Genomic DNA, 21,751 nt, shown 5'->3' on the forward strand with positions numbered 1-21,751 from the left:
CGACGAGCAACACCGGCCCCGGCCCGGTGCCGCAGCCCGTCACTGCCACCGTCGTCCGAGTTCCGGGAGCCACCATGAAGTCACTCACTGCGCGTGTTCTCTCCTTTGTTCGTGATCCCGACAGCATTCGCCTGGGCGACAACAGCCTCTTCGCCGAGATCGCCGCCGAATCCCCAGCCATCCACGCCGGGAGCACCTGGATACTGGGCTCGAACGCTCTCATCCGCGAGGCGCTGACCTCACGCTGCCTGCAGTTGCCTTCCCTCGACCGCCTCGGCGATTCCGACAGCGCACGGATCGCCCGCGCGCTTCTCCCCGCACAACCCGATGACGCCCATCGCCGGATCCGCACAGTACTGGGGCCGGCATTCGGCCGCCGCGGTATCGACGGTTTCCGACCCACGATCGACGCCGTGATCGCCGAACTGGTCTCCACCGAGGTCGCTGCACTCGATGCCACCGCGGAGATGGAAATTGTCGAAGGGATATGCCGTCGCATCCCCGTGTACAGCCTCTGCGCACTGCTCGGTGTGCCGCGGTCGGACTGGGACCATCTGCTCGACTGCGCGCGGCACATCAACCATGCCATCGTTGCCTCGATCCACGGTGCCGATCACCCGTCCATCGAATCGCTCGCCCATGTCCACGGCTACATCGACGGCCGACTCGACGACCCCGACGGCATCATGTCGCACCCGGTCCTTCGGGAGGCGTACGAAAGCGGTGATCTGTCACGCTCAGAACTCACCGCTGTCGTTCTGACCCTTTTCACCGGCGGCATCGACACCATCGGTGGGGCAATCGCGAACACGCTGTTGGCCCTCGAGGACCATCCCGAGATCCGCGCCCGCCTGCTCGCCGACCCGACCATCGCCGCCGACGTGTTCCGGGAGGCGAGCCGCCTCCGCACCCCCTTGCCCATGATCGGTCGCACGGTCACCGAAGAAACCACTCTGGCCGACGGCGCAGTGGTCCTCGCTCCCGGCGACACGGTCCTGCTCGTATTCGCCGCAGGTAATCTCGATCCCCTGGCGATCGACGATCCGCTCGCATTCCGTCTCGGTCGAGACCATCGCGCCGACCTCACCTACGGTCGCGGTTCCCACTACTGCCTCGGTTCCAACATCGCCGACGCCGAGGGTGCCGCGCTGCTCGCTCAGTTCGTGCATCACTGCCCGCGGTGGCGGGTGGCGCGGCAGACCGAGGTGATCCGCGCCGAGGGGCGTGCGTTCAACAGTCCCCGCGAACTCCACGTGGCGATGTCATGATCACGAGTCGAGTGCCGCACTACCAACGCACCGCCGACGACTGCGGTGTCGCGTGCATCGAACACGTCGCGCGCCTGCACCGAGTGATCCTCGGCTCCGACGAGATCGAAGGACTTCGGCGGGCGGCACACGAGCGCGGGGCTCTCACCCTCGCCGATCTGTATCGAGTCCTGCTGCGCCACGAATTCTCTCCGCGACCGCTCGCAGTGCGCAATTGGGGCGACTACCTCGGCGCGCAGGCAGCGCAGGGACGAGCACATGTGGCCGTCGCCGGTGGCCATCATTTCGTCGTCGCCACCCCTCGGCCGCACGGCGTCCGCATCGACGATCCCGCCCGCGGCATCATCGACATCGCGAACGACACCTGCGCCGCACTTCTGGATCCCGCGGTCGTGCGGATCGATGCCGAGCCGCGTGGCCTCCGATTCCGAGCACTGAGACCAGCCATGGTTCGGTCCGAACTCCTCGACATTCATTCCGCCGCAACAGCATCGGCCACTCGAATCAGGTCGCAGCGTGCACACGGGAGAGCGCCTGCTCCCGTCGTCGATCCACCGAACGACGTCGACCGGATCGTTGTGCGCCGCTCGATCCGCCTGCTCGCCGCGTTGTCGATCGCCGCCGTTGCCACCTGCATCGCCCGGAAACGGGCTGTACCCGTCGGTGCTCTCGTCGCCATGACAGGGGTCATCACGTACGCCTACAACGGTTCCGTGCGCGATGCGCGAGCCGTTCGCTACCAGAAGCGGGTGGTCCGCGCGTGTTTTGCAGGTCGAGACCGCACCGCCGAGCAATTGATCCTGCGGGATCTGGACACGACGCGGAGGCGTTCGACGAGGTTCCGCGTACTGGCTTCGATGGCCGCGACCGCCGCTGCGACGCCCCGCACCGATCACCCGATGCTCTTCGTCGTCATCGCGTCAGCGGCGGCGACCACGGTCGCCGAGTTCGTCGCGACCGTCGACACGCTGCGCCGCAGCCACGTTGCTCTCGCCCACCGAAAGGACCACCCGTGACCACCCTCGCTGACAGCGCCGCAGGCATCACCGCAGCCCCCGCTGGGGCCGGTTCCCCCGACACCACCGCGCCCATCCGGTACCGCTACCTCGGATCGCTGCACGTCGAACCCGTCGCCGACGAGGGCGTGTTCCTGTTGGGCGAGGAGGGCGGCGCGGTTCGCATCGCAGGATCGGTGATCTCCGCGATCGATCCCTTGCTCCGTCATTCCGGTGCCACTCTGACCGAATTGCGTTCCGCTGTCGGTACCGTGCCTTCCGACCGACTCGACGCTGCCCTCGACGCCCTGATCCGTCGGGGTGTCGTCACCACCGCACCGGCCGACGAGGAACGAAGGCTCTGGGAGCATCGCCCGTCAGGCGACGATTCGTCGGCCCTCCTCACCGACACCCGAGTCGTCGTCGCCACGACCGACCCGGCAGCGGTCGGTGACCTGCCCGACGCCCTCACCGACGCCGGATTCGGAGGTGTCGCGATCTCCGATTGGATCTCACCCGACCCCGACGCGATCACCGTCTACTGCGTGGAGGACTACCAGGACCCCCGGCTCGACGCGATCAACCGCTCGGCCCTGCAATCCGGCGCACGGTGGTATCTGACGAAGCCGGCAGGCAAGTCCGGATGGTTCGGCCCGCTTTTCGACCCTCAGGAGGAGACACCTTGCTGGGGGTGCCTCGAAATTCGGTTGAACTCCAACCGGCTGATCCGGAACTACCTGGTTCAGCGAAACGGCTCGTTCGTCCCTGCCCCCGCGAGTTCCCGATTGTCGCGCTCTCTCGGTGCACGTATTGCCGCACAGCACTTGGCCGATCTCGTCACCACGAAGGAGTCCGCGCGGGAAATCGACATCGTCACGTTCGATTACCTGGACATCTCGACGATCCGCCACCCGGTGGACAAGCGCCCACAATGTTCGGTCTGCGGTGACCCCGGACTCCAAGCTGCCCTGCAGAATCAACCCGTCCGGATAGTCCGTCGCCAGAAGGTCGGCGACGGTGACGGCGGTGACCGCGCAGTGCGCGCAGAGGATCTGGTGAACCGCTTCACGCCGCGCATCAGCCCGATCACCGGCATCATCAAGCAACTCACCCCCATGCCGAGCGCACCGGGCCTGCACGCGTATCAATCCGGACAGAACTTCGCCATCACGATGTCTGCAGTCACGCATCTCAGATCCGGTCTGCGAAGCGCAGCCGCAGGCAAGGGGCGTTCGGCAATCCAGGCCAAGGCCTCGGCCATCGGTGAAGCGATCGAGCGTTCCTCCGGCCGATTCTTCGGCGACGAAGCGCGGATCCGTTGTCGCGCAGATGAACTCGACGAGATGCCGATCATGCCCAACGAGATCGCGCTCTACAGTGATCGGCAGATCGAACGCCGCGCGGAGTGGAACGCCCGAGAGATCGGCTTCCAAGCGGTGTGCGACCCGTTCGACTCCGCCACCGCCATCGACTGGACGCCCGTGTGGTCGCTCACGAGCAACTCGTTCCGGTACGCCCCTACCGCAAATCTCTTCTACAGCTATCCCTATGTGCCCGGCCACCGATACGCGGCCGGCGACTCCAACGGCTGCGCGGCGGGCGCGTCCCTGGAGGACGCCGTCCTGCAGGGCTTCTTCGAGCTCGTCGAACGCGACAGTGTCGCCATCTGGTGGTACAACATGCTGCGCCGACCGTCCATCGACCTCGACAGCTTCGACAACCCCTACTTCGACGTCTGGCGGCGTCGATACCGGGCACAGAACCGCGAGACTTGGGTCCTCGACCTCACCACCGACCTCGAGATCCCCGCTGTGGTCGCGATCTCGCGCCGCACCGACAAGCGGCACGAAGACATCCTGATGGCATTCGGGGCACATTTCGATGTCGAGACCGCCATCTCACGCGCGATGACCGAGATGAACCAGTTCCTTCCCGCAGTGATCGGGTCGCTGACAGACGACGACGGGTACAGCTACAACGATCCCGAACAAGTGCACTGGTGGCGAACAGCGACCCTGGCCAACCAGCCGTATCTCGCGCCCGGCGAGACCGTGCGGACCTCCGCGGAGTTTCCTCGGCGCACCGCATCTTCGCTCGACGAGGACGTCCATGAGGCGCGCCGGCGAGTGGAAGCTGCGGGAATGCAATTCCTCGTCCTCGATCAGACCCGGCCGGACGCCGGTCTGCCGGTGGCCCGTGTCCTGGTGCCGGGGATGCGGCACTTCTGGACCAGATTCGCTCCCGGACGCCTGTACGACGTTCCGGTGGCGGCCGGCGACCTGTCGGTGCCGACGCCCGAGGAACAACTGAACCCGATCGGCATGTTCCTGTGACCGGCGTACCGAGGGCGGTCGCACTCGAACTGTCCGTGATTCGGCGGAACTCGTTGTCGCCGAGCGTCCTCGACTGTTTCGTCGATCCCGATTCGATGGCGTCTCTCGGCGTACTGCGGTATCGCCGGGCCTCGGTGATCAAACGGATCGGAGAGCTCTGCGACCGCATCCACGATGCGGTACCCGGCAAGGACACGAGCGCAGAGCGTGGCCGACTTCTTCGAGCGCGGCGCACGCTGTACGCCTTCCGCGGTGACGACACCGCTGCAGTCCACCGGGCGCTCGCATCCCTGGAACGAGAGCCGGAACTCGCTGACGTGGTGACCGATGTGCGAGACGAGATCGCCGAACTGATCACCGCGTACCGCGATGTGCGGGACTCGGTCGTCCGGCACACGGAGGAGCTCGCCCACCACGCAACCGAGGTCCTGCGGACCGAACCTTTGGCGTCCACCCTTGCGGTCTCGTCGCCGGCGTTCACCTCGGCACTACTGCGGGCACCGATACCGGCCGATGTCGACGACCGTGCGTTTCGAACGGCGACATCGTTTCTCAAGCGCGCGGCCATGAAGACGAGCCCGTTCGGTCGGTTCACCGATGTCGGGTTCGTCACCTCCGACCGGTGCGAACCCGTCGGGCCCACCCGGGTACTGCAGCCTCGAACCCTGTCGACTCGGCTGCTCTTCGCCGCCGTCGCCGATCTGGAGATCGATTCCGCTGCGGTGGTGATGAACTCGATCATCGACACCGATTCCGGAAAGGACTGGATCGTGTGCGCCTATCGCTCGGTGGTCGACGGCGTGGCCGTCCGCTTCGAGGAAATCGGTCCGCGCGACGCGGTGATCGGCCAACCCGACTCCGCCGCCGATGCCGTCGCGCTCGGATACGCCGTTCCCGCCCTGACCTTCGGCGACGGCGACGGCCCCGAGGATCTGCGGGCGATCGCCGATCATCTGCGCGCGCACGCCCGCGGCGGAAACCGACTCGACACGTGGATCGAGGTACTCGAGTCGACATCTCGGATGGTGCGCGCGATGTCGGACGCCGACGCGGCACGCCGATGCGCCGTGCAGCGCAGATTCGATTCCCAGATCCGCCGCGTGCTCCCCGACCACACCGGCACCCGGTTCTTCGAGGCACCCGGCGGCCACACTGCCCGGCCCGGACCTCAGCCCGCCATCGTCGATGCAGTCGGCGAGCTCGCCGCCAACGCCATTGTCTTCGATGCCGAGTATTGTTCTCTCGCAGAGTTTCTCGTGCGGCTCTCCGTCCGGAACTGCGACGGCAGGCGAGGTGGGATTCGGCTCGACACAGCGCTTGCGGCCTACCTCGATGCGTTCGGACATGCTCGCGCACGCCGTACCATGTCCGTCGAACGCTGGAAATCACGCCCGCGCGAGACCGCGAACCACACCGCTCCGACACTCGCATCGCCGATCACCACGACATTCATCCAGACTCAGGGTGAGGATTTCGTCGTCAACGGACTGCACACCTCGGGGATCGGTCTGATCGCGCGACACGCCGACCGGACCTCCACGACTTCGACGACATCGGCCCTGTCGGAGTTCGTGCGCTCCGCGGCCCCGGACACGGTGACGCATCAGTTCACGTGCTGGGACGACTGGTCGTCGATGCAGTCGGTCGGTCTTGCCGACCTTCCTGCCGTTCGGTTGCCTGGAGACCTGACGGGACCCGCAGACCCGCGTAGACCGCTGTCGGACTTCGTGGTGTCGGTCTGCCCGGACGGCACGATCGACGCCCGTACGGCCGACGACCAGACGCCGGTGTCTTTCATCTACACGGGCGTGATGCCCTACCCGATGCTCAGCGGTATCCCTCGACTCCTCGCCCTGATCTCCAGTCCGTGGTTGTGCCGACGAGAAGCTGCCGCGCGTGTTCGCGGCGAGGTGGTCCGCGAGCGCACGACGCCGATCCGACCCACCGACGACTTGGTCCGTCCCGACCCCGTCGACACCGCGCTCGCAACCATGGATTGGCTCACGGATTCGGGAGTGGATCGGGAGTTCTTCGCCCAGGTCGTTTCCGTCGACGGCACGCGCTCGAAGCCTCAGTGGTACTCGCAGGACTCGCCGACCTGTCTGCGTGAGCTGGCCCGCTTGGTCGACGCGCCGACCTCCGCAGCCGTCGACATCGTCGAATGCTTCCCGCGCCGCACGGCCGAGCCGGTCGCCGAACACGTTCTCGCACATCGGATCGAGGGAGTTCGATGAGCGGGGGAGCCCTCCTACAACAGAAGTCGACAGGGGCCGACGGTCGCGCATGGGTCACCCACTACGCCTACCCGCGTGCCGGCGACACCGCCGCGGTGAGTGCGGCGCTCGACGGTGTGCGCGACGTGGTCGACTCCGCACCGTCGTGGCACTACCTGCACTTCGTCAATGCTGCAGGCTTCCACCTGCGGGTCCGGGTGCGGGCTGTCGATCCGGCAGGTCGGAACGACCTGGCCATCGCGGTCCGCGACGTCCTGTCACCCGTGTCCGCGGCACTTGTCCGGACCACCTACTTTCCCGAGACACGCAAGTACGGAACGGGTGATTCGTTGGCTGCCTCGGAGGACTTGTTCTGTGCGAGCAGCAGATTCGCCAGAGAACACCTCCACGAGGGGCTCACCGCACGGGTGGGTGTCGCGGCAAACCTGATGTACGCGACGATCCGGGCTTTCCCGACCATCGACGCGACCTCCTTCTGTCACCACTACGCCTGGTATTGGAACGGCGGTGTTCCGCCTGTTCGCCACCGAGGGGTCACGATCGCCGCCGGCGCGTCGGAGGGCGTTTCACGAGTCGACGAACTCGTCGAGTCATCCCAGAAACTGTTCGCAAAGGTAAAGATGAGTCCGTACGCGTATGTGTTCCACCATCTGCATCTGACGAACAACAGACTCGGTCTGTCGCGGCAACTCGAGGTCTTGGTCGCGCAAATCGTCCGCCACGCAATCGATCAGGGCGTCGGCTCACACGACCGACCGAGCGCAAGAAGCGCCCGGTAACCCACAGAAGGGAATGCAGAACGATGTCGAAGACAACAAGCAGAACGATGGCGAACTCGACCGGCAGAACGGTGTCGAAGACAACCATGAGAATCATCGCCTACATAGCACTGATCATCGGTGTCATAGGAATCGTGGTGGGGAGTGTAGTGCACGTGACCCTTGCGCTCATCGCAGGCGTAGTTCTCGTCGCTGCCGCCTTCGGCCTGTTGGTGATGCGTCGTGTCGAGCGCTGAACGCGACGCTCCGCTGGAGGAACCGGCGATCCGCTTCTCCGGGGTGAGCAAGAACTACGGCGACTTCGCAGCGTTGAAAGATGTCTCGTTCGACGTCCCGCACGGGGAGGTCACTGCGTTGCTGGGACCCAACGGTGCCGGTAAGTCGTCCCTGATCGACATCCTCGGAGGAGTCCTCACACCGACCGCCGGTGAGGTGACCGTCCTCGGCGCACCCGTCCGCGGTCCCGGTAGCGTCCCGCCCGGAACGATGGGGATCATGCTGCAGGACGCCGGTTTCATCCCGGAGCTGACCGTGGAGCAGACGGTGAGGAGTTGGTCGGCTTTCCATCGTGGTTCGCCGGGCGACGTCCTCGATCGGGTCGACCTGGCCGACAAGGCCGGCACACGCGTCGGAACCCTCTCGGGCGGCGAGAAGCGGCGTCTCGAACTCGCACTTGCCATCATGGGCCCACCCGACATCGTCGTTCTCGACGAGCCGACCACTGGAATGGACCTGGACAGTCGCCATCACGCGGTCGCGCTCATCGGCGAACTCGTGCGCACCGGGACGACTGTGATCCTGACGACTCACCTGCTCGAGGAGGCGCAGCAACTCGCAGACTCGGTCGTGATCCTCCGCAATGGATCGGTGGCACTGCAGTGCCGCTCGGCCGATCAGACCGGCTCGGAGACGCACATCCAGTTCCTGGTGCGCCGCGACGACCGGCAGCGACTCGCCGACAGCCTCCCCGACGTCGTGATCACGGCCGACAGAAAGGCGAACGACACGGCAACGCCCGCCGATCGCACCCTCGCGACGATCGTCACGGCCGACTCGCAGCAGACGCTCTACCGGCTTCTGTCCGAGGCGCACGCCATCGATGCACCGATCGAATCTCTCCGCGTCCGTCCACAGACGATCGAGGACTTGTATATCGCCGCGACACTTGATGATTCGGAGGAATCATGGTCACGCTGACCACCACACGACCACGCATTCCGATGCATCAGGCCTACGCGCACCTGAAAATGGTGCAGTTGGCGTTCTGGCGCAGACCTGGACTGGCGGTGGTGAGCGTCTCGCTACCGTTGTTCTTCGGGATCTTCCTACCGTGGAGGATCGCCGGGTCCGGCGACGTCGACCACGAGCACAAGGCCATGATGAGCGTGGTCGGATTCATGTGTTTCGCGTTCTTCTTCGCCACCTACAACCTCGTCCAGTCGATGGCGGCACGACGCGACGCGTTGATCTTCAAACGGGAACTGTGCACCGGTGTCCGACCGTCGGCGATATTCATCGGTGAAATGCTCGGCGGTGTGTTGCCTGCAGTTGCCGTGTTCGCGGTCCTGTGGATCTACGGGGCGATCGCCCTGCACCTGGGGATCCCCGAGAATCCCGCAGCCTTCGTGTCGGCAATTCTGTTGGGTGCCCTCATCTTCAGCGCACTAGGGGTGCTCATCGCCGGCATCGTCCCCGTGGCCGAACTGGGCATGCTCGTGGCGGCACCACTGATGCTTGCCTTCTTCTACCTGTCCGGCCTCCTCGTTCCCATCGACGACCTTCCGCACGCGGTGGCGATGTGGGTGCGGTGGCTGCCACTGTCGCTGATGGTGTCGGTGCTGCGTGATGCCTTCGGGTTGGAGTCCTCCGTCCCTGCCGTGCCCTTGGCCTTGCTCGCCATGATCGCCTGGGCCGGAGTCCTGTTCGTACTCGCACTGCGGTTTTTCCGCTGGAATCCACGGAGGCGTTGACCATGACGACCACACTCACGGCTACCACCTCGGCGACAGAGCTGTCGAAATGCGCGATGATGCTGCGCGCCGACGTGCAGGTCATCGACAAACGCGCCGGGCGCGACAGGTCCGATCGCCCCGGTGCGGTGCTCGTCATCGGCCCCACGGCGCGCGTCGCCCTCCCCGGACTCGACGACGCCGACCTGGCCCTGCTGACCTCGGCCTGCACGCGATGGCACGAGTTCGATTCCGCCGGTGGGGTTCTGGGATCGATCTACGCTCGCCACCCGGCACTGTTCTCGGTCCGGATCGATGGGCCAGGCGGGGCGCGATTCGTCATCGATGCCCTCACCGACGAACCGGTCGGCACCCTCACATCGACGGATTCGACCGCGTCGTTGTGTCGTTTCACGTTCATGCGTTCGGCGTCCGGGGAGACGGTGGTGGAGAATCCGCGGTCGTCGTTCCGACTGCGCCTCTCCGATCTTCGATCGCTCCACACGTTCGCGGACATATCGTGCGGCCGACACGACGGTTCGCCGATCGCACAGGAGATCCAGGGCGCGTTGACGGCGCTCGGCTTCATCGCCGCCGATCCCGAGCCGACCGAACTCGAGCAGTGGGAGTTCCATGATCTGCTGTTCCACACGCGCAGTCGGACAGGCAATACCGATGCACCTTTCGGAGGTATCTTCCCGTACCGCGGCGTGATCGAGCCGGAGCCCGCGGTGAAGGCCCCGCCGAGCGGGGTGTCGATAGCCCTGCCGACCCGTGCCGATCTCACCTACGATCCGCTGTCGGACATGTCGATCGGAGAGACTCTGGCGCGCCGCCGATCGATCCGACGTCATGGGTCGGCACTTCTGGATCTCGCGACGCTCGGGGCCTTCCTCGACGTCACCCTGCGTGTCACCGAACAACACGACCGCGGTCCGCGCATCCCGTACGACTGGACTCGGCGTCCGTATCCGTGTGGAGGTGCCTCGTACGAGCTGGAGTTCTATCTCACTGTCGCCCGCTGCGCCGACCTCGATCCGGGGACCTACTACTACGAGCCGGTCGGTCACCGGCTGATCCGTTGCTCGACGGACGAATCCTTCACGGCACACGTCGTCGACCGCGCTCGGATGTCGACAGCATGGGAGGCCGACCCCGACATCGTGATCAGCATGACCGCGCGGTTCCGTCGGATGACCTGGAAATATCGTGGTCTCGCGTACTCCGCGATCCTCAAGCACGTCGGGGTCGTCTATCAGAGCTTCTATCTGGCCGCGACCGCGTTGGGGATGGGGCCGTGTGCGCTGGGTAGCGGAGACGCGCGGTCCATCAGCGATCACCTCGGACTGGACTACCACTCGGAATCCGCTGTGGGCGAGTTCCTGCTCAGCGCCGTCGACAGCTCCAATCAAGTTACTTCGGCTAACATGATCACATGACCGTCAGCGGTGTCGACTCTGTGTTCAGCGCGAACCTCCGGATTCTGTTCGTCGCTGCCGGAGATCCGACGCTGAAGAGCTGCGCGCGTGCAATCTCGGGTCGCCGGGGGGCGGTGTCTGCGCAACGCGTCAGTGACTGGCGCACCGGTCGCCACAGGCCGAAGGACTTCGCCACCGTGGAGCCGCTGCTGCAATGGCTCACCGAGCGGGCCGTCGAACTCGGCGCGGACGACTCTCTGCTCACCGCTGAGCAGTGGAAGGCGCTGTGGGCCGCCGAGGACCTCGCAGGCGGAGATGATGCGACGACGCGGTCCGCTGCGGTCGAGCCCGTGCGTCGACCATTTCACGGACTACAGACACTGGGTGCCGAGGACAGCGACATCTTCTTCGGTCGCACCGAGATGGTCGACACCCTCGTGTCGGTCATCGCGGCGACCGCAGCGGGGGACCGCGGTCGGATCGTGGTGGTGACCGGGCCGTCCGGGGCCGGCAAGTCGTCATTACTCGGGGCGGGCCTCGCGACCAGTGCCGACGTCACCGTGGTGACGCACCATCGCCCCGACTCGGTGCCGCCCGCCGATCTCATCGACCCCGCCGCCGTCGCGGCCGTCGCGCCGGGGGCGATTCCGGTCGCCGTGCTCGATCAGTTCGAGGAGTTGTTCGCCGGTGATGCCGCCGACGCCGCGGACTATGTCCGCGCTCTCGACGAGAGCATCTCCGCCCACGCAGTAGTGGCCGTGATCGGGGTTCGTGCCGACTTCTTCGACCGGTGTGTCGAGATCCCGGCGCTTGCGCAGGCCTGGCAACACGCCTGCGTGATCGTTCCGGCAATGAGCGAACGGCAACTGCGCGAGGTCATCACCGGCCCAGCGCGGCTCGCCGGCTGTCGGGTCGACACCGGACTCGCCGATCTCATCATCGGCGACGTGAACAGGTCGGCCTGCGGCCAGGACACGGCTGGCCGGCTCCCCCTGTTGGCCCATGTGCTGCAGGCGACCTGGGCTCGTCGAACCAACGGCAGGATGACGGTGTCGGGGTATCGCGCCACCGGAGGCGTGTCGACGGCCGTGGCCGATACGGCCGAACGTGCGTGGGAACAGGTCGCCGAGTCCGATCATGCGCTTGCGCGAAACCTGTTGCTGTCGTTGACCTATGCGGGGCCGGATGGGCGGGCCGTCCGCTCATCGCTGTCACCGGCCGACGTCGGTCGCCGCTTCGGCCGCAGGATGGATCCCGTGATCGATGTGTTCGTCGCCGAGCGTCTCCTCGTCGCCGACAACGATCGCATCGAATTCGCCCACGAGATCGTGCTGGAGGCATGGCCGCGGTTGCGTCGATGGATCAACGAAGATCGCGGTGCCGCGGTCATCCGACAAGAGATCGACACGGCGGTGCGGGCGTGGATCGGAGCCGATCGGCACAACGACTTCCTTTATACCGCAGGCCAACTCGAGATGGCCGCTGTCGCCGACACATCGACGGCCGACGGCTCCAGTCTGCTCTCCGACGAGGCGACTCAGTTTCTCCGCACCTCCAGCCGACACGAGCGCAGGCGTCGTCGGGCTCGCCGATCGGCCGTCGCGTCGGTAGTGGTTCTCGCCGTCGCTGCACTGGTGGCCGCGTCGATCGCGATGGTGCAGACCCACACGGCCGCGGCCGAACGAAACGACGCCGAGTTCCGCTCGATGACCTCGCAGCTGCCGAATCTGCGCACCGAGAATCCCTCCCTCGCAGCAGAACTCGCGATGATTGCGCAGCAGGAGCGACCCGATGACCCGGCCGTGATGGGCGATGTCCTCGCCGCCGCGGGGGTGCCGTTGCAGTCGACCCTCCCGGGTCACCGCGGTGCCGTGTACGGAGTGGCCTACAGCCGCGACAGCACGCTGCTCGCCTCGGCGGGCGAGGACCGCACCGTGCAGTTGTGGCGGATGACAACCGAATCGCCGACGCAGGCGGCGACCCTGAGCGGCTTCGACAACTACGTCACGTCGGTCGCGTTCGACCCTAGTGCTCCGGTACTCGCCACCGGCAGTGGCGACGGCACCGCGCGACTGTGGGATGTGGCCGATCCAGACCATCCCCGCCAGATCGGTCCGTCGTTGAGTCCGGGCCACGGGACCGTCTACAACGTCGCGTTCTCACCCGACGGCCGGACACTGGCCGCACCGTCGGACGACGGCACGGTGACGCTGTTCGACGTCGCCGACCCGACCCGACCCGTCCAGCGCTCGCAGCTGTCCGGACACGCCGGTGCCGTACGCACGGTGGCCTTCTCACCGGACGGCAGACTGGCCGCAACCGGTAGCGACGACCAGACAACCCGTCTGTGGGACGTGACCGACCCGGCCCATCCCGTCGCATTCCCTCGACCCATCCGCGGATTGTCGTCCATCAACCATTCCGTCTCGTTCGACGCCACCGGAACCCGACTGGCGATCGCCGGAGACACAGTGAACGCCCAGATCTGGGATGTGGCCGATCCGGCAGATCCCCGGTCGCTGACCCTCGATGTGCACGGCACGACCGCGAAATCGTGGTCGATCGCCTTCGGGCCACGGCGCGGATGGCTGGCATCAGCGGGACTCGACGGGGTGATCCACACCTGGAACGCCGACGATCCCGCACAGGTCACCGAAACTGCCACCCTCTCGGCCGTCTCGACCCAAGAACCCGGTGCCTTCGGCCTGCAATACAGCCCTGACGGCACCCAGCTGGCCGGTGGATACGCCGACGGCAACGTTCGCATCTGGCATTTCCCCACCGGCGACCTCACCGACCGGGCCGGGGCCGTCGGGACGATCGCCGCCGACGCCGGCCGCCGGATTCTCGCAACCACGGGCACCGACGGGACATTGCACCTCCTCGGTCTCGATCCGTCCATGACCGAGCCACCGACCCCGCTGTCGTCGATCGGGATCGACCACCGTGTGAACGATCGCGCATGGGTTGCAGTGGCGGCCGACGGCACGCAAGTCGCCACCGAGAACAACAACGGCGGGCGAGTGCAGATCTGGGACAGCTCCGACCCGAGATCACCCCGCGAAGTAGCCGACCTCGCCACCGAAACCCGCTACACCGACGCGCTCGCCTACAGCTCCTCCGGCCACATACTGGCTACCGGGCAGACCGACACCACCGTTCAGGTCTGGGATCTCACGGACCCACAGGCACCGGTACGCACGCGGTCGGTGTTGGTGGGGCCGACCGATCTCGTCTCCGGACTGTCCTTCGACCGCACCGGTCGACTTCTGGCCGTGTCGAGCGATGACGGGTCCGTACGCATCTACGACGTCACCCGCCCCGATCCCGGTCCTGTCGCCACCATCGTGACGGGCACGAAGACGCCGCCGATGTTCGAGGCGGATTCCGACGTTCTCGTCGTCGGCACCCCTGACGGCTTGCAGCTCTGGGACGTACACGATCCTGCTGTGCCGGCACTGCTGTCTTCGGTCGACGAGTCGGCACCGGCACCGGTGTCGATCTCTCCCGACGGCACCCGACTGGCGCTGGCCACGTCCGATGCACGCCTGGTAGTCGAGGACATCTCCGACCCCCGGCACCCGAGTCCGGTCACCGGTTCGGTGGTGCAACCGATGTCGTCGAGTGCCGCGTCCGAGGACACCCGGTGGCAGGCGGTCATCGGAGCGCACAACACCGGCCTCGTCGCGGCGATCTCGACCGAGCCGACCCTGCGGGAGCGGACCCTCGACGTCGAGTCCGCCATGAGCGCGATCTGCCACCGCATCGGCGTCCCCCCGAGCCACGACGAGTGGGACCGAGCCATCACCGGTGTCGATTACCAGACTCCGTGCGCCTCATGACAGTGCCGGAGCGACAGCGCCCACGCGTGTGCATCGTCTCGCATCGATTCGGTGGCTTCGACGGAGTCAGTGTGGAGGCCGCAAAATGGATCGACGCCCTGGAATCGTTGGGCTGGAACGTGACCCGGGCTGCCGGGCACATCGAGGGCGAACCTCGGCAGGGCGACGAGATCGTGGGCGGGATGTGGTCGACCAATTTCGGTGATCCACCGCCACCGCCCGATGCGCGCCATATCCGCGCGCTCTGTGCCGACGCCGATCTGGTGGTGCTCGACAACGCCGCCACCCTGTGGACCCTCCCGCACGCGGCGGCGGTGTGGGAGGCCGAGATCAGAGCGGCGGGGGTACCCGCTATCGTTCGGCACCACGATCCTCCGTGGCAGACACCACATACGCCCACCCGCGACGAACATCTGCTTCCTCTGCGCGATCCGTCGATGCTGCACGTGACGATAAATTCGCTGACCCGCGACCAATTCGCCGCCCGCTGGCCGTACCTTGTCGACGCCGACGCGTTGACGGTCGTGCACAACACCGTCGACGTCGTCGGTGCCCGTGGCGGCGACCGGCGCGGCACGCGGGAGCGGCTGGGTATCGCCGAAGCCGAGCTCCTGGTGGTGCAGCCGGCCCGCAACATCGCACGGAAACGAACGAGGATGGGACTCGCCGTGGCCGAGGCACTCGACCGCCCCGGCCGTCGGGCGCACTACTGGTTGACCGATCCGTCGGGACCGATCGGTAATCACCAGTGCGACGGACCGCCCCGGGTACCGATCCATCGTGGGTTCAGCGACTGTTCCGCTGATCTTTACGCCGCCGCCGATCTCGTGGTGTTGCCGTCGTCGTGGGAGGGTTGGGGGCTGCCGGTACTCGAGGCCGCCGCGGCCGGGAAGCCGGTTGCGGCGGGACCCTATCCGGTGCTGAGCGAGATCCGCGCACTCGGCGTGACGGTGTTCGATCCCTCCGACATCTCATCGATTCGGGCACTGCTCGATGACCCCGATGCGCTGCGCTCGATGGCAGCCCGCAACGTCACGGCCGCCTCGGCCCACTCGACCGCGACCCTCCCCGACGTACTGTCGGATCTCATCGATGCCGCACGAGCCTTGAAGCGTGCGCTGCGGCCCGAGGAACCCTGCGCAGTCGCCGCCGCGACGTCGGAACTCTTGATCCCGAATACGTACCAGCAGGAGATCTGAGTCAGGCCGCGCGCGCTCGTAGTTCGGTCACGGTCGAGGCGAAGATGCCGGTGGGTTCGACGGTTGTGCCGTCGGACACCTGGCTGTACTCGCCATCTCGCCAGAAGAACACCGAACGCGACAGTGGACTCGGAGTACTGCGAGAAAACACGTCCGCCAGCTCGGCGAGTGCGGCGGCTGCCGCGACTGCGTCGTCGGCGTCCCGGGGCCGGTGAAACGCGAATTCGTAGGCATTGGGGACGATGAACAGCACTCCGTACAGGCACTCACCCAGGTGCGTCGAGATCAACGCGGTCATATCGGCAATCTTCGATGCGAGGTAAATGGAATCGCCGTCGAGCACCTCGATACGGACGCCGTCTCGATCGAGGACCTGTCCTCCCTCGAACCTGATCGCCGCGGTGTTCTTCCTGCCTGCGGCCCACGCGGCGTCCATGTTGCGTCCCTCGAAGTGGCTGTCGGACAACGTCAGAGCTCGATTGGGAGACGACAGATTCAACACCCGTCTCGGTGCGCCGGGCATCGCGAGCAGCGGGACCGAGTAGTCGTAGGACCCCATCGACTCCAACACGCACGGGGCGACGACGCGTTCGCGCAACTTCGAGTAGAACTCGTCGTCGGACAGGGCTGCGATGAACGCCGGGTCGGACTCGCGCATCGCCTCGATCATGACCTGGACATGGGCGCCGATGATGCCATCCCATGCTGATCGTGGCGCACTCGAACAGCGGGCGAACACGTTGTCGAGCGGAAAATGTGCACCCGAATCGGCGGCCAGTGTGGTTGCGTCCTCGCGGTGCACCACCAGTCCGCGGGTGCGGAAAGCTTCGATCGTCTTCATCCGAACCATTGCGAGTGTGGTTGCGCGAACTGCGTGTTGGTTCGGAATCGGCTGAATTCTCATGATGTTCCCCCGGGTCGTTGTGTGCTCTCGGGGTGTTCGACGCGGCAGCTGCAACAATGGTTCCCATGTCGACTCACGCTTCTGCAACAGGTCTCTGCAACTTCGTCGACGTGTCGCCGTCGCCGTTCCACGTCTGCAACACGGTCTCGGTGCAGCTCGAGGACGCCGGATTCGTGCGTCTGGACGAGACCGCTGCCTGGCCGGCGGAGCCGGGCCGCTACTACCTCGTTCGCGGCGGATCGCTCGTCGCCTGGAGTACCGAGACGGTCAATTCGGGTCGTTCCGCAGGCTCCACTCCTCAGGGCCCCTTCCGCATCGTCGGCGGACACACCGACAGCCCGAACCTTCGGGTGAAGCAACATCCCGATCTCGAATCCGCAGGCTGGCAGATGGTGGGCCTCGAACCGTACGGCGGTGCCTGGCTCAACTCCTGGCTCGATCGCGATCTGGGCATCTCCGGCCGGTTGAGCGTGCGCGACGGCAACGCAGCTCGCGAGGTGCTCGTCAAGGTGGATGAGCCGATCCTGCGAGTTCCGCAGCTCGCGATCCACCTGTCCGAGGACCGCAAGGGCGTCACCCTCGATCCGCAGCGACACGTCAATGCCATTTGGGGCGTGGGGAATTCGCCGAAGTCGTTCATCGCCTACGTCGCCGAGCGAGAAGGCGTCGACCCCCGGTCCGTCCTCGGTTGGGAGCTCATGACGCACGATCTCGCGCCCAGTGCTGTCGTGGGCGTCGAATCCGAGTTGGTCAGTGCGCCGCGTCTGGACAATCAGGGCACCTGTTACGCTGGAACTCAGGCTTTGCTTGCGGCAGTGGAGAATCCGACTGCTGTGACGCCGGTGCTGGCGTTGTTCGATCACGAGGAAGTCGGCAGCATGTCCGATCGTGGTGCGTTCTCGGATCTGCTGAACACCGTGCTCGAGCGTATCGTTCTGGGACGCGGCGGTGGCCGTGAGGAGTTCCTGCGCACGATGGCCGGATCCATCTGCGCTTCCGGCGATATGGCACACGCGACGCATCCCAACTACCCGGACCGGCATGAGCCCGCGCATCGCATCGAGCTCGGCGGGGGACCGGTACTCAAGGTCAACCAGAACCTGCGCTACGCAACCGATTCCGCCGGCGCTGGCGCATTCGCGCTCGCGTGCGATCAGGCCGGAGTTCCGTTGCAGCGGTACGTGCATCGTGCAGACCTGCCCTGTGGATCGACCATCGGGCCGATCACCGCGTCGCGCACCGGGTTGTCGACGGTCGACGTCGGCGCAGCGCAACTGGCGATGCACTCCTCGCGAGAGTTGATGGGTGCAGCAGACGTGAAGTCCTACGCCGACGCCTTGGCGGCATTTCTCGCCCCAGCCTGAGTCCATCGGCGGCGCAAACGCGCGCGGCATTCGTCAGGCGCGCGCGGATTCGCCGACAATTTCGCTCGCGTCTGGCAAACGCGCGCGCGTTTGCCAGGTCCCGGAGCCGAGGGTGAGGCGCGCGCCGAATCCGGGTACGTGAAGCCGTTCATCGGTCGGCGAGTCGCACACGCGCGCGCCTTCGTCAGGTGCGCGCGGATTCGCCGGCTATTCCGCTCGCGTCTGGCAAACGCGCGCGCGTTTGCCAGATCCGGGGGGTGAACCGAAGACCCGGCTACCCGACGACCTATAGCGGATCGAGTTGCAAGCACGCGTCCGCAGCGAGCCAGAACAATTGTTCGCGTATCGTCGTCGCCTTGGTCCAACCTCGGTGATCCCAGTCGGCGGCCAGGGAATCACCCGCGTACAGCAGTTGCGCGAATCGCACTCCGCGGAACTGGGCCACCGCACAGAAGGCCGATGCCTCCATGTCGACGGTTCGGCAGCCCTCCTCGACGCGCCGGGAGACACGGGCACGCGTTTCGCGGTAGAGCGCATCCGTCGTCCAGGAACGCCCGGTGACGAAGTCGATTCCGGCATCGGTCAACACCGACTGAAGTACGGCCACCCCTGCCGGATCGGCGTCGACCACTCGGCCCGGCGGCAGATAGTGGAACGAGGTGCCCTCGTCGCGAAGGGCGCTGTCGACCACCATCACGTGTCCCAAGCCGAGGTCGTCGGACAGGGCTCCGGCACCGCCGACGGCCACGAATTGCGTGCAGCCCATGGCGATGGCCTCTTCGAGGAACAGTGCAGCCAACGGAGCGCCCACGCCCGGGTGAAACACCGCAAGTTTCTGCCCGCCTCGTTCTATTTCGTAGACCGGGTGTTCGCCGTGCTCGGAGCGCATGATCGAGACGACTCTGGCGTCGCCTTTCGCGCAGATACTCTCGATCACCTCGGAGAAGAAGCAGACGATTGCCTTCGCAGGCACGTCGACCCCCTTGGCCACCATGGACGGGTCGATGACGCCCGTTTCGTCCAGATCGTCCTCGGTCAGTGCGATGTCCATCAGGTGATGTTCGCACGAGGCCGATACGTCCGATGCCGTAGATGTCGGTGGCACCTTATAGACTCCCCCTGGCATTTCGCTCCATCGAAGGGACCTATTCCTCGTGTCCGCTAGCTCTGTACCCTCAGGCAGCTCTGTACCCACAGACACTGTCTCCAACGCCGTCGCCACCCCCGACGTTGCGCAGCCGTACAAGGAACTCGGACTCAAGGACGACGAATACGTCCGCATCAAGGAAATCCTCGGCCGGCGTCCCACCGATGCCGAGTTGGCGATGTACTCCGTCATGTGGAGCGAGCACTGCTCGTACAAGTCCTCGAAGGTGCACCTGAAGTACTTCGGCGAGACCACCACCGACGAGATGCGCAAGCCGATGCTCGCCGGTATCGGCGAGAACGCGGGCGTCGTCGACGTCGGCGACGGTTGGGCCGTCACGTTCAAGGTCGAGAGCCACAATCACCCGTCGTACGTCGAGCCCTATCAGGGTGCGGCGACGGGCGTCGGCGGCATCGTGCGCGACATCATGGCCATGGGTGCGCGTCCGATCGCCGTCATGGACCAGCTGCGATTCGGTGCCGCTGATGCACCCGATACGCGCCGCGTCCTGAGCGGCATCGTCGCAGGTGTCGGCGGCTACGGAAACTCTCTGGGCCTGCCTAACATCGGCGGCGAGACGGTGTTCGACTCCTCCTACGCTGGTAACCCTCTGCTCAACGCGCTGTGTGCCGGCGTCATGCGGGTCGAGGACATGCACTTGGCGTTCGCGTCGGGCCTGGGTAACAAGATCATTCTGTTCGGAGCCCGAACCGGTCTCGACGGCATCGGCGGCGTGTCCGTGCTGGCCTCGGAGACCTTCGACGGTGACGAGACCGGTGGGGGCCGCAAGAAGCTCCCTGCGGTGCAGGTGGGCGATCCGTTCACCGAGAAGGTGCTCATCGAAGCCTGCCTCGAGCTGTACTCCAACAAGCTGGTTGTCGGCATCCAGGACCTCGGCGGTGCCGGATTGTCCTGTGCCACTTCGGAACTCGCCTCGGCGGGTAGCGGCGGCATGCACATCGAGCTGGAGAAGGTGCCGATGCGCGCCACCGGCATGACGCCCGCGGAGGTGCTCTCGAGCGAGTCCCAGGAGCGCATGTGCGCCGTGGTGACGCCCGAGAACGTCGATGCATTCATGGCGGTCTGCACGAAGTGGGACGTGCTGGCGACGGTGATCGGTGAGGTCACCGACGGCGAGCACCTGCAGATCACCTGGCACGGCGACACTGTCGTGGACGTTCCGCCGAAAACCGTTGCGCACGAAGGCCCGGTGTACAACCGTCCGGTCCAGCGCCCGGACACCCAGGACACACTGATCGCGAACACCACGGCGTCGCTGCAGCGCCCGGAGACCGGCGACGAGCTGAAGGCGACGCTGCTCAAGATGATCGGCTCGCCGCAGCTGTGCAGCCGACGTTTCATCACCGAGCAGTACGACCGCTACGTCCGCGGCAACACCGTCCTGGCCGAGAACGCCGATGCCGGCGTCATCCGCATCGACGAGAAGACCGGTCGCGGAATCGCTTTGGCCACCGATGCTTCGGGTCGCTACACCGCACTCGATCCCTACCGGGGTGCGCAGCTCGCCCTCGCCGAGGCGTTCCGCAACGTCGCGGTCACCGGGGCGACGCCCAAGGCCGTCACCAACTGCCTGAACTTCGGCTCGCCCGAGGATCCGGGCGTCATGTGGCAGTTCCAGCAGGCCGTACGCGGACTGGCGGACGGCTGTGTGACCCTCGGCATTCCGGTCACCGGAGGCAACGTCAGCTTCTACAACCAGACCGGTTCCGAGCCGATCCTGCCGACACCCGTCGTCGGCGTGCTCGGTGTGATCGACGATGTGCATCGCCGTATCCCCACCGGCCTGGGACTCGAGCCCGGCGAGACGCTGATCCTGCTGGGCGATACCCACGACGAGTTCGACGGGTCCATCTGGGCGCAGGTGGAGCACGATCACCTCGGCGGCGTCCCGCCCGAGGTCGATCTGGCGCGCGAGCAGTTGCTGGCCGACATCCTGCTCTCGTCCTCACGCGACGGACTGGTCTCGGCGGCCCACGACCTCTCCGAGGGCGGCCTTGCGCAGGCCGTCGTCGAAGCTGCGTTGGCCGGTGAAACCGGTTGCCGCATCATCGTTCCCGAGGGTGCCGACCCGTTCGTCACGCTGTTCTCCGAGTCCTCGGGACGCGTCCTGGTCGCGGTGCCGCGTACGGAAGAGACGCGATTCACCGGTATGTGCACCGCTCGCGGTCTGCCGTGGACGCGCATCGGCGTCGTCGACGAGGGTTCGGATTCGATCGAGGTACAAGGGCAGTTCTCCGTCCCGATGGCGGAACTGCGCGAGACGTTCGAGGGCACTCTTCCCAGACTCTTCGGCTGATC

Annotated in this window: 15 protein-coding genes; 13 read left to right on the plus strand and 2 right to left on the minus strand. The window is 66.1% G+C overall.

Going from position 1 to position 21,751, the window contains the following annotated elements:
• The 11 genes from ACFI9K_RS15265 to ACFI9K_RS15315 all read left to right on the plus strand — a co-directional run.
• A partial coding sequence (locus ACFI9K_RS15265; RefSeq protein WP_462664287.1) for a cytochrome P450 occupies positions 1 to 1,268 on the plus strand: 1,268 nt, incomplete at its 5' end.
• Positions 1,265 to 2,284, plus strand: a complete 1,020-nt coding sequence (locus tag ACFI9K_RS15270) for a cysteine peptidase family C39 domain-containing protein (RefSeq protein WP_462664288.1) — start codon at positions 1,265 to 1,267, stop codon at positions 2,282 to 2,284. The genes ACFI9K_RS15265 and ACFI9K_RS15270, both read left to right, overlap by 4 nt.
• The gene (locus ACFI9K_RS15275) at positions 2,281 to 4,596 is read left to right on the plus strand and encodes a TOMM precursor leader peptide-binding protein (RefSeq protein ID WP_462664289.1); all 2,316 of its coding nucleotides are present in this window, start codon (positions 2,281 to 2,283) and stop codon (positions 4,594 to 4,596) included. Before ACFI9K_RS15270 ends, ACFI9K_RS15275 begins: the two co-directional genes overlap by 4 nt.
• Positions 4,593 to 6,830: a hypothetical protein gene (locus tag ACFI9K_RS15280; RefSeq protein WP_462664290.1), complete on the plus strand. Its 2,238-nt coding sequence runs from the start codon at positions 4,593 to 4,595 to the stop codon at positions 6,828 to 6,830. The genes ACFI9K_RS15275 and ACFI9K_RS15280 overlap by 4 nt, the downstream gene beginning before the upstream one ends.
• The gene (locus ACFI9K_RS15285) at positions 6,827 to 7,609 is read left to right on the plus strand and encodes a lantibiotic dehydratase C-terminal domain-containing protein (protein WP_462664291.1); all 783 of its coding nucleotides are present in this window, start codon (positions 6,827 to 6,829) and stop codon (positions 7,607 to 7,609) included. Before ACFI9K_RS15280 ends, ACFI9K_RS15285 begins: the two co-directional genes overlap by 4 nt.
• 47 nt (positions 7,610 to 7,656) lie before the next feature.
• The gene (locus ACFI9K_RS15290) at positions 7,657 to 7,845 is read left to right on the plus strand and encodes a hypothetical protein (RefSeq protein WP_462664292.1); all 189 of its coding nucleotides are present in this window, start codon (positions 7,657 to 7,659) and stop codon (positions 7,843 to 7,845) included.
• Positions 7,832 to 8,806: an ABC transporter ATP-binding protein gene (locus ACFI9K_RS15295; RefSeq protein WP_462664293.1), complete on the plus strand. Its 975-nt coding sequence runs from the start codon at positions 7,832 to 7,834 to the stop codon at positions 8,804 to 8,806. The genes ACFI9K_RS15290 and ACFI9K_RS15295 overlap by 14 nt, the downstream gene beginning before the upstream one ends.
• A complete protein-coding gene (locus tag ACFI9K_RS15300; protein WP_462664294.1) occupies positions 8,794 to 9,579 on the plus strand; it encodes an ABC transporter permease in 786 nt (261 codons plus the stop codon). The genes ACFI9K_RS15295 and ACFI9K_RS15300 overlap by 13 nt, the downstream gene beginning before the upstream one ends.
• Before the next feature lie 2 nt (positions 9,580 to 9,581).
• A complete protein-coding gene (locus ACFI9K_RS15305; protein ID WP_462664295.1) occupies positions 9,582 to 10,997 on the plus strand; it encodes a SagB family peptide dehydrogenase in 1,416 nt (471 codons plus the stop codon).
• Positions 10,994 to 14,818, plus strand: a complete 3,825-nt coding sequence (locus ACFI9K_RS15310) for an NACHT and WD repeat domain-containing protein (protein WP_462664296.1) — start codon at positions 10,994 to 10,996, stop codon at positions 14,816 to 14,818. The genes ACFI9K_RS15305 and ACFI9K_RS15310 overlap by 4 nt, the downstream gene beginning before the upstream one ends.
• On the plus strand, positions 14,815 to 16,017 hold the full coding sequence (locus ACFI9K_RS15315) for a glycosyltransferase family 4 protein (RefSeq protein ID WP_462664297.1): 1,203 nt from the start codon (positions 14,815 to 14,817) through the stop codon (positions 16,015 to 16,017). Before ACFI9K_RS15310 ends, ACFI9K_RS15315 begins: the two co-directional genes overlap by 4 nt.
• Position 16,018: 1 nt before the next feature.
• On the opposite strand, the gene ACFI9K_RS15320 is transcribed toward ACFI9K_RS15315, so the two are convergent.
• Positions 16,019 to 16,921: a hypothetical protein gene (locus tag ACFI9K_RS15320; RefSeq protein ID WP_462664298.1), complete on the minus strand. Its 903-nt coding sequence runs from the start codon at positions 16,919 to 16,921 to the stop codon at positions 16,019 to 16,021.
• A 56-nt stretch (positions 16,922 to 16,977) separates the two neighbouring features.
• Between ACFI9K_RS15320 and ACFI9K_RS15325 the strand changes: the two genes are divergently transcribed.
• Positions 16,978 to 18,285 (plus strand): M18 family aminopeptidase, encoded by a 1,308-nt coding sequence (locus ACFI9K_RS15325; protein WP_462664299.1) that lies wholly within the window; start codon positions 16,978 to 16,980, stop codon positions 18,283 to 18,285.
• 286 nt (positions 18,286 to 18,571) lie between these two features.
• On the opposite strand, the gene ACFI9K_RS15330 is transcribed toward ACFI9K_RS15325, so the two are convergent.
• On the minus strand, positions 18,572 to 19,336 hold the full coding sequence (locus ACFI9K_RS15330; protein WP_462664300.1) for a nucleoside phosphorylase: 765 nt from the start codon (positions 19,334 to 19,336) through the stop codon (positions 18,572 to 18,574).
• 103 nt (positions 19,337 to 19,439) lie between these two features.
• Here ACFI9K_RS15330 and purL point away from each other — a divergent pair, with 103 nt between their 5' ends.
• Complete coding sequence (purL, locus tag ACFI9K_RS15335; protein ID WP_462664301.1) at positions 19,440 to 21,749, plus strand: phosphoribosylformylglycinamidine synthase subunit PurL; 2,310 nt, start codon at positions 19,440 to 19,442, stop codon at positions 21,747 to 21,749.
• Positions 21,750 to 21,751 lie beyond the last annotated feature (2 nt).

The sequence above is a fragment of the Rhodococcus sp. PSi06 genome (genome assembly GCF_054960675.1).

Excerpts from the sequence above, each read along its gene's own strand:
- ACFI9K_RS15270 (WP_462664288.1), top strand. The coding sequence starts at position 1,265 with ATGATCACGAGTCGAGTGCCGCACTACCAACGCACCGCCGACGACTGC.
- ACFI9K_RS15320 (WP_462664298.1), bottom strand. The coding sequence starts at position 16,921 with ATGAGAATTCAGCCGATTCCGAACCAACACGCAGTTCGCGCAACCACA.
- ACFI9K_RS15330 (WP_462664300.1), bottom strand. The coding sequence starts at position 19,336 with ATGGACATCGCACTGACCGAGGACGATCTGGACGAAACGGGCGTCATC.
- ACFI9K_RS15325 (WP_462664299.1), top strand. The coding sequence starts at position 16,978 with ATGGTTCCCATGTCGACTCACGCTTCTGCAACAGGTCTCTGCAACTTC.
- ACFI9K_RS15285 (WP_462664291.1), top strand. The coding sequence starts at position 6,827 with ATGAGCGGGGGAGCCCTCCTACAACAGAAGTCGACAGGGGCCGACGGT.
- ACFI9K_RS15290 (WP_462664292.1), top strand. The coding sequence starts at position 7,657 with ATGGCGAACTCGACCGGCAGAACGGTGTCGAAGACAACCATGAGAATC.
- ACFI9K_RS15300 (WP_462664294.1), top strand. The coding sequence starts at position 8,794 with ATGGTCACGCTGACCACCACACGACCACGCATTCCGATGCATCAGGCC.
- ACFI9K_RS15310 (WP_462664296.1), top strand. The coding sequence starts at position 10,994 with ATGACCGTCAGCGGTGTCGACTCTGTGTTCAGCGCGAACCTCCGGATT.
- ACFI9K_RS15315 (WP_462664297.1), top strand. The coding sequence starts at position 14,815 with ATGACAGTGCCGGAGCGACAGCGCCCACGCGTGTGCATCGTCTCGCAT.
- ACFI9K_RS15305 (WP_462664295.1), top strand. The coding sequence starts at position 9,582 with ATGACGACCACACTCACGGCTACCACCTCGGCGACAGAGCTGTCGAAA.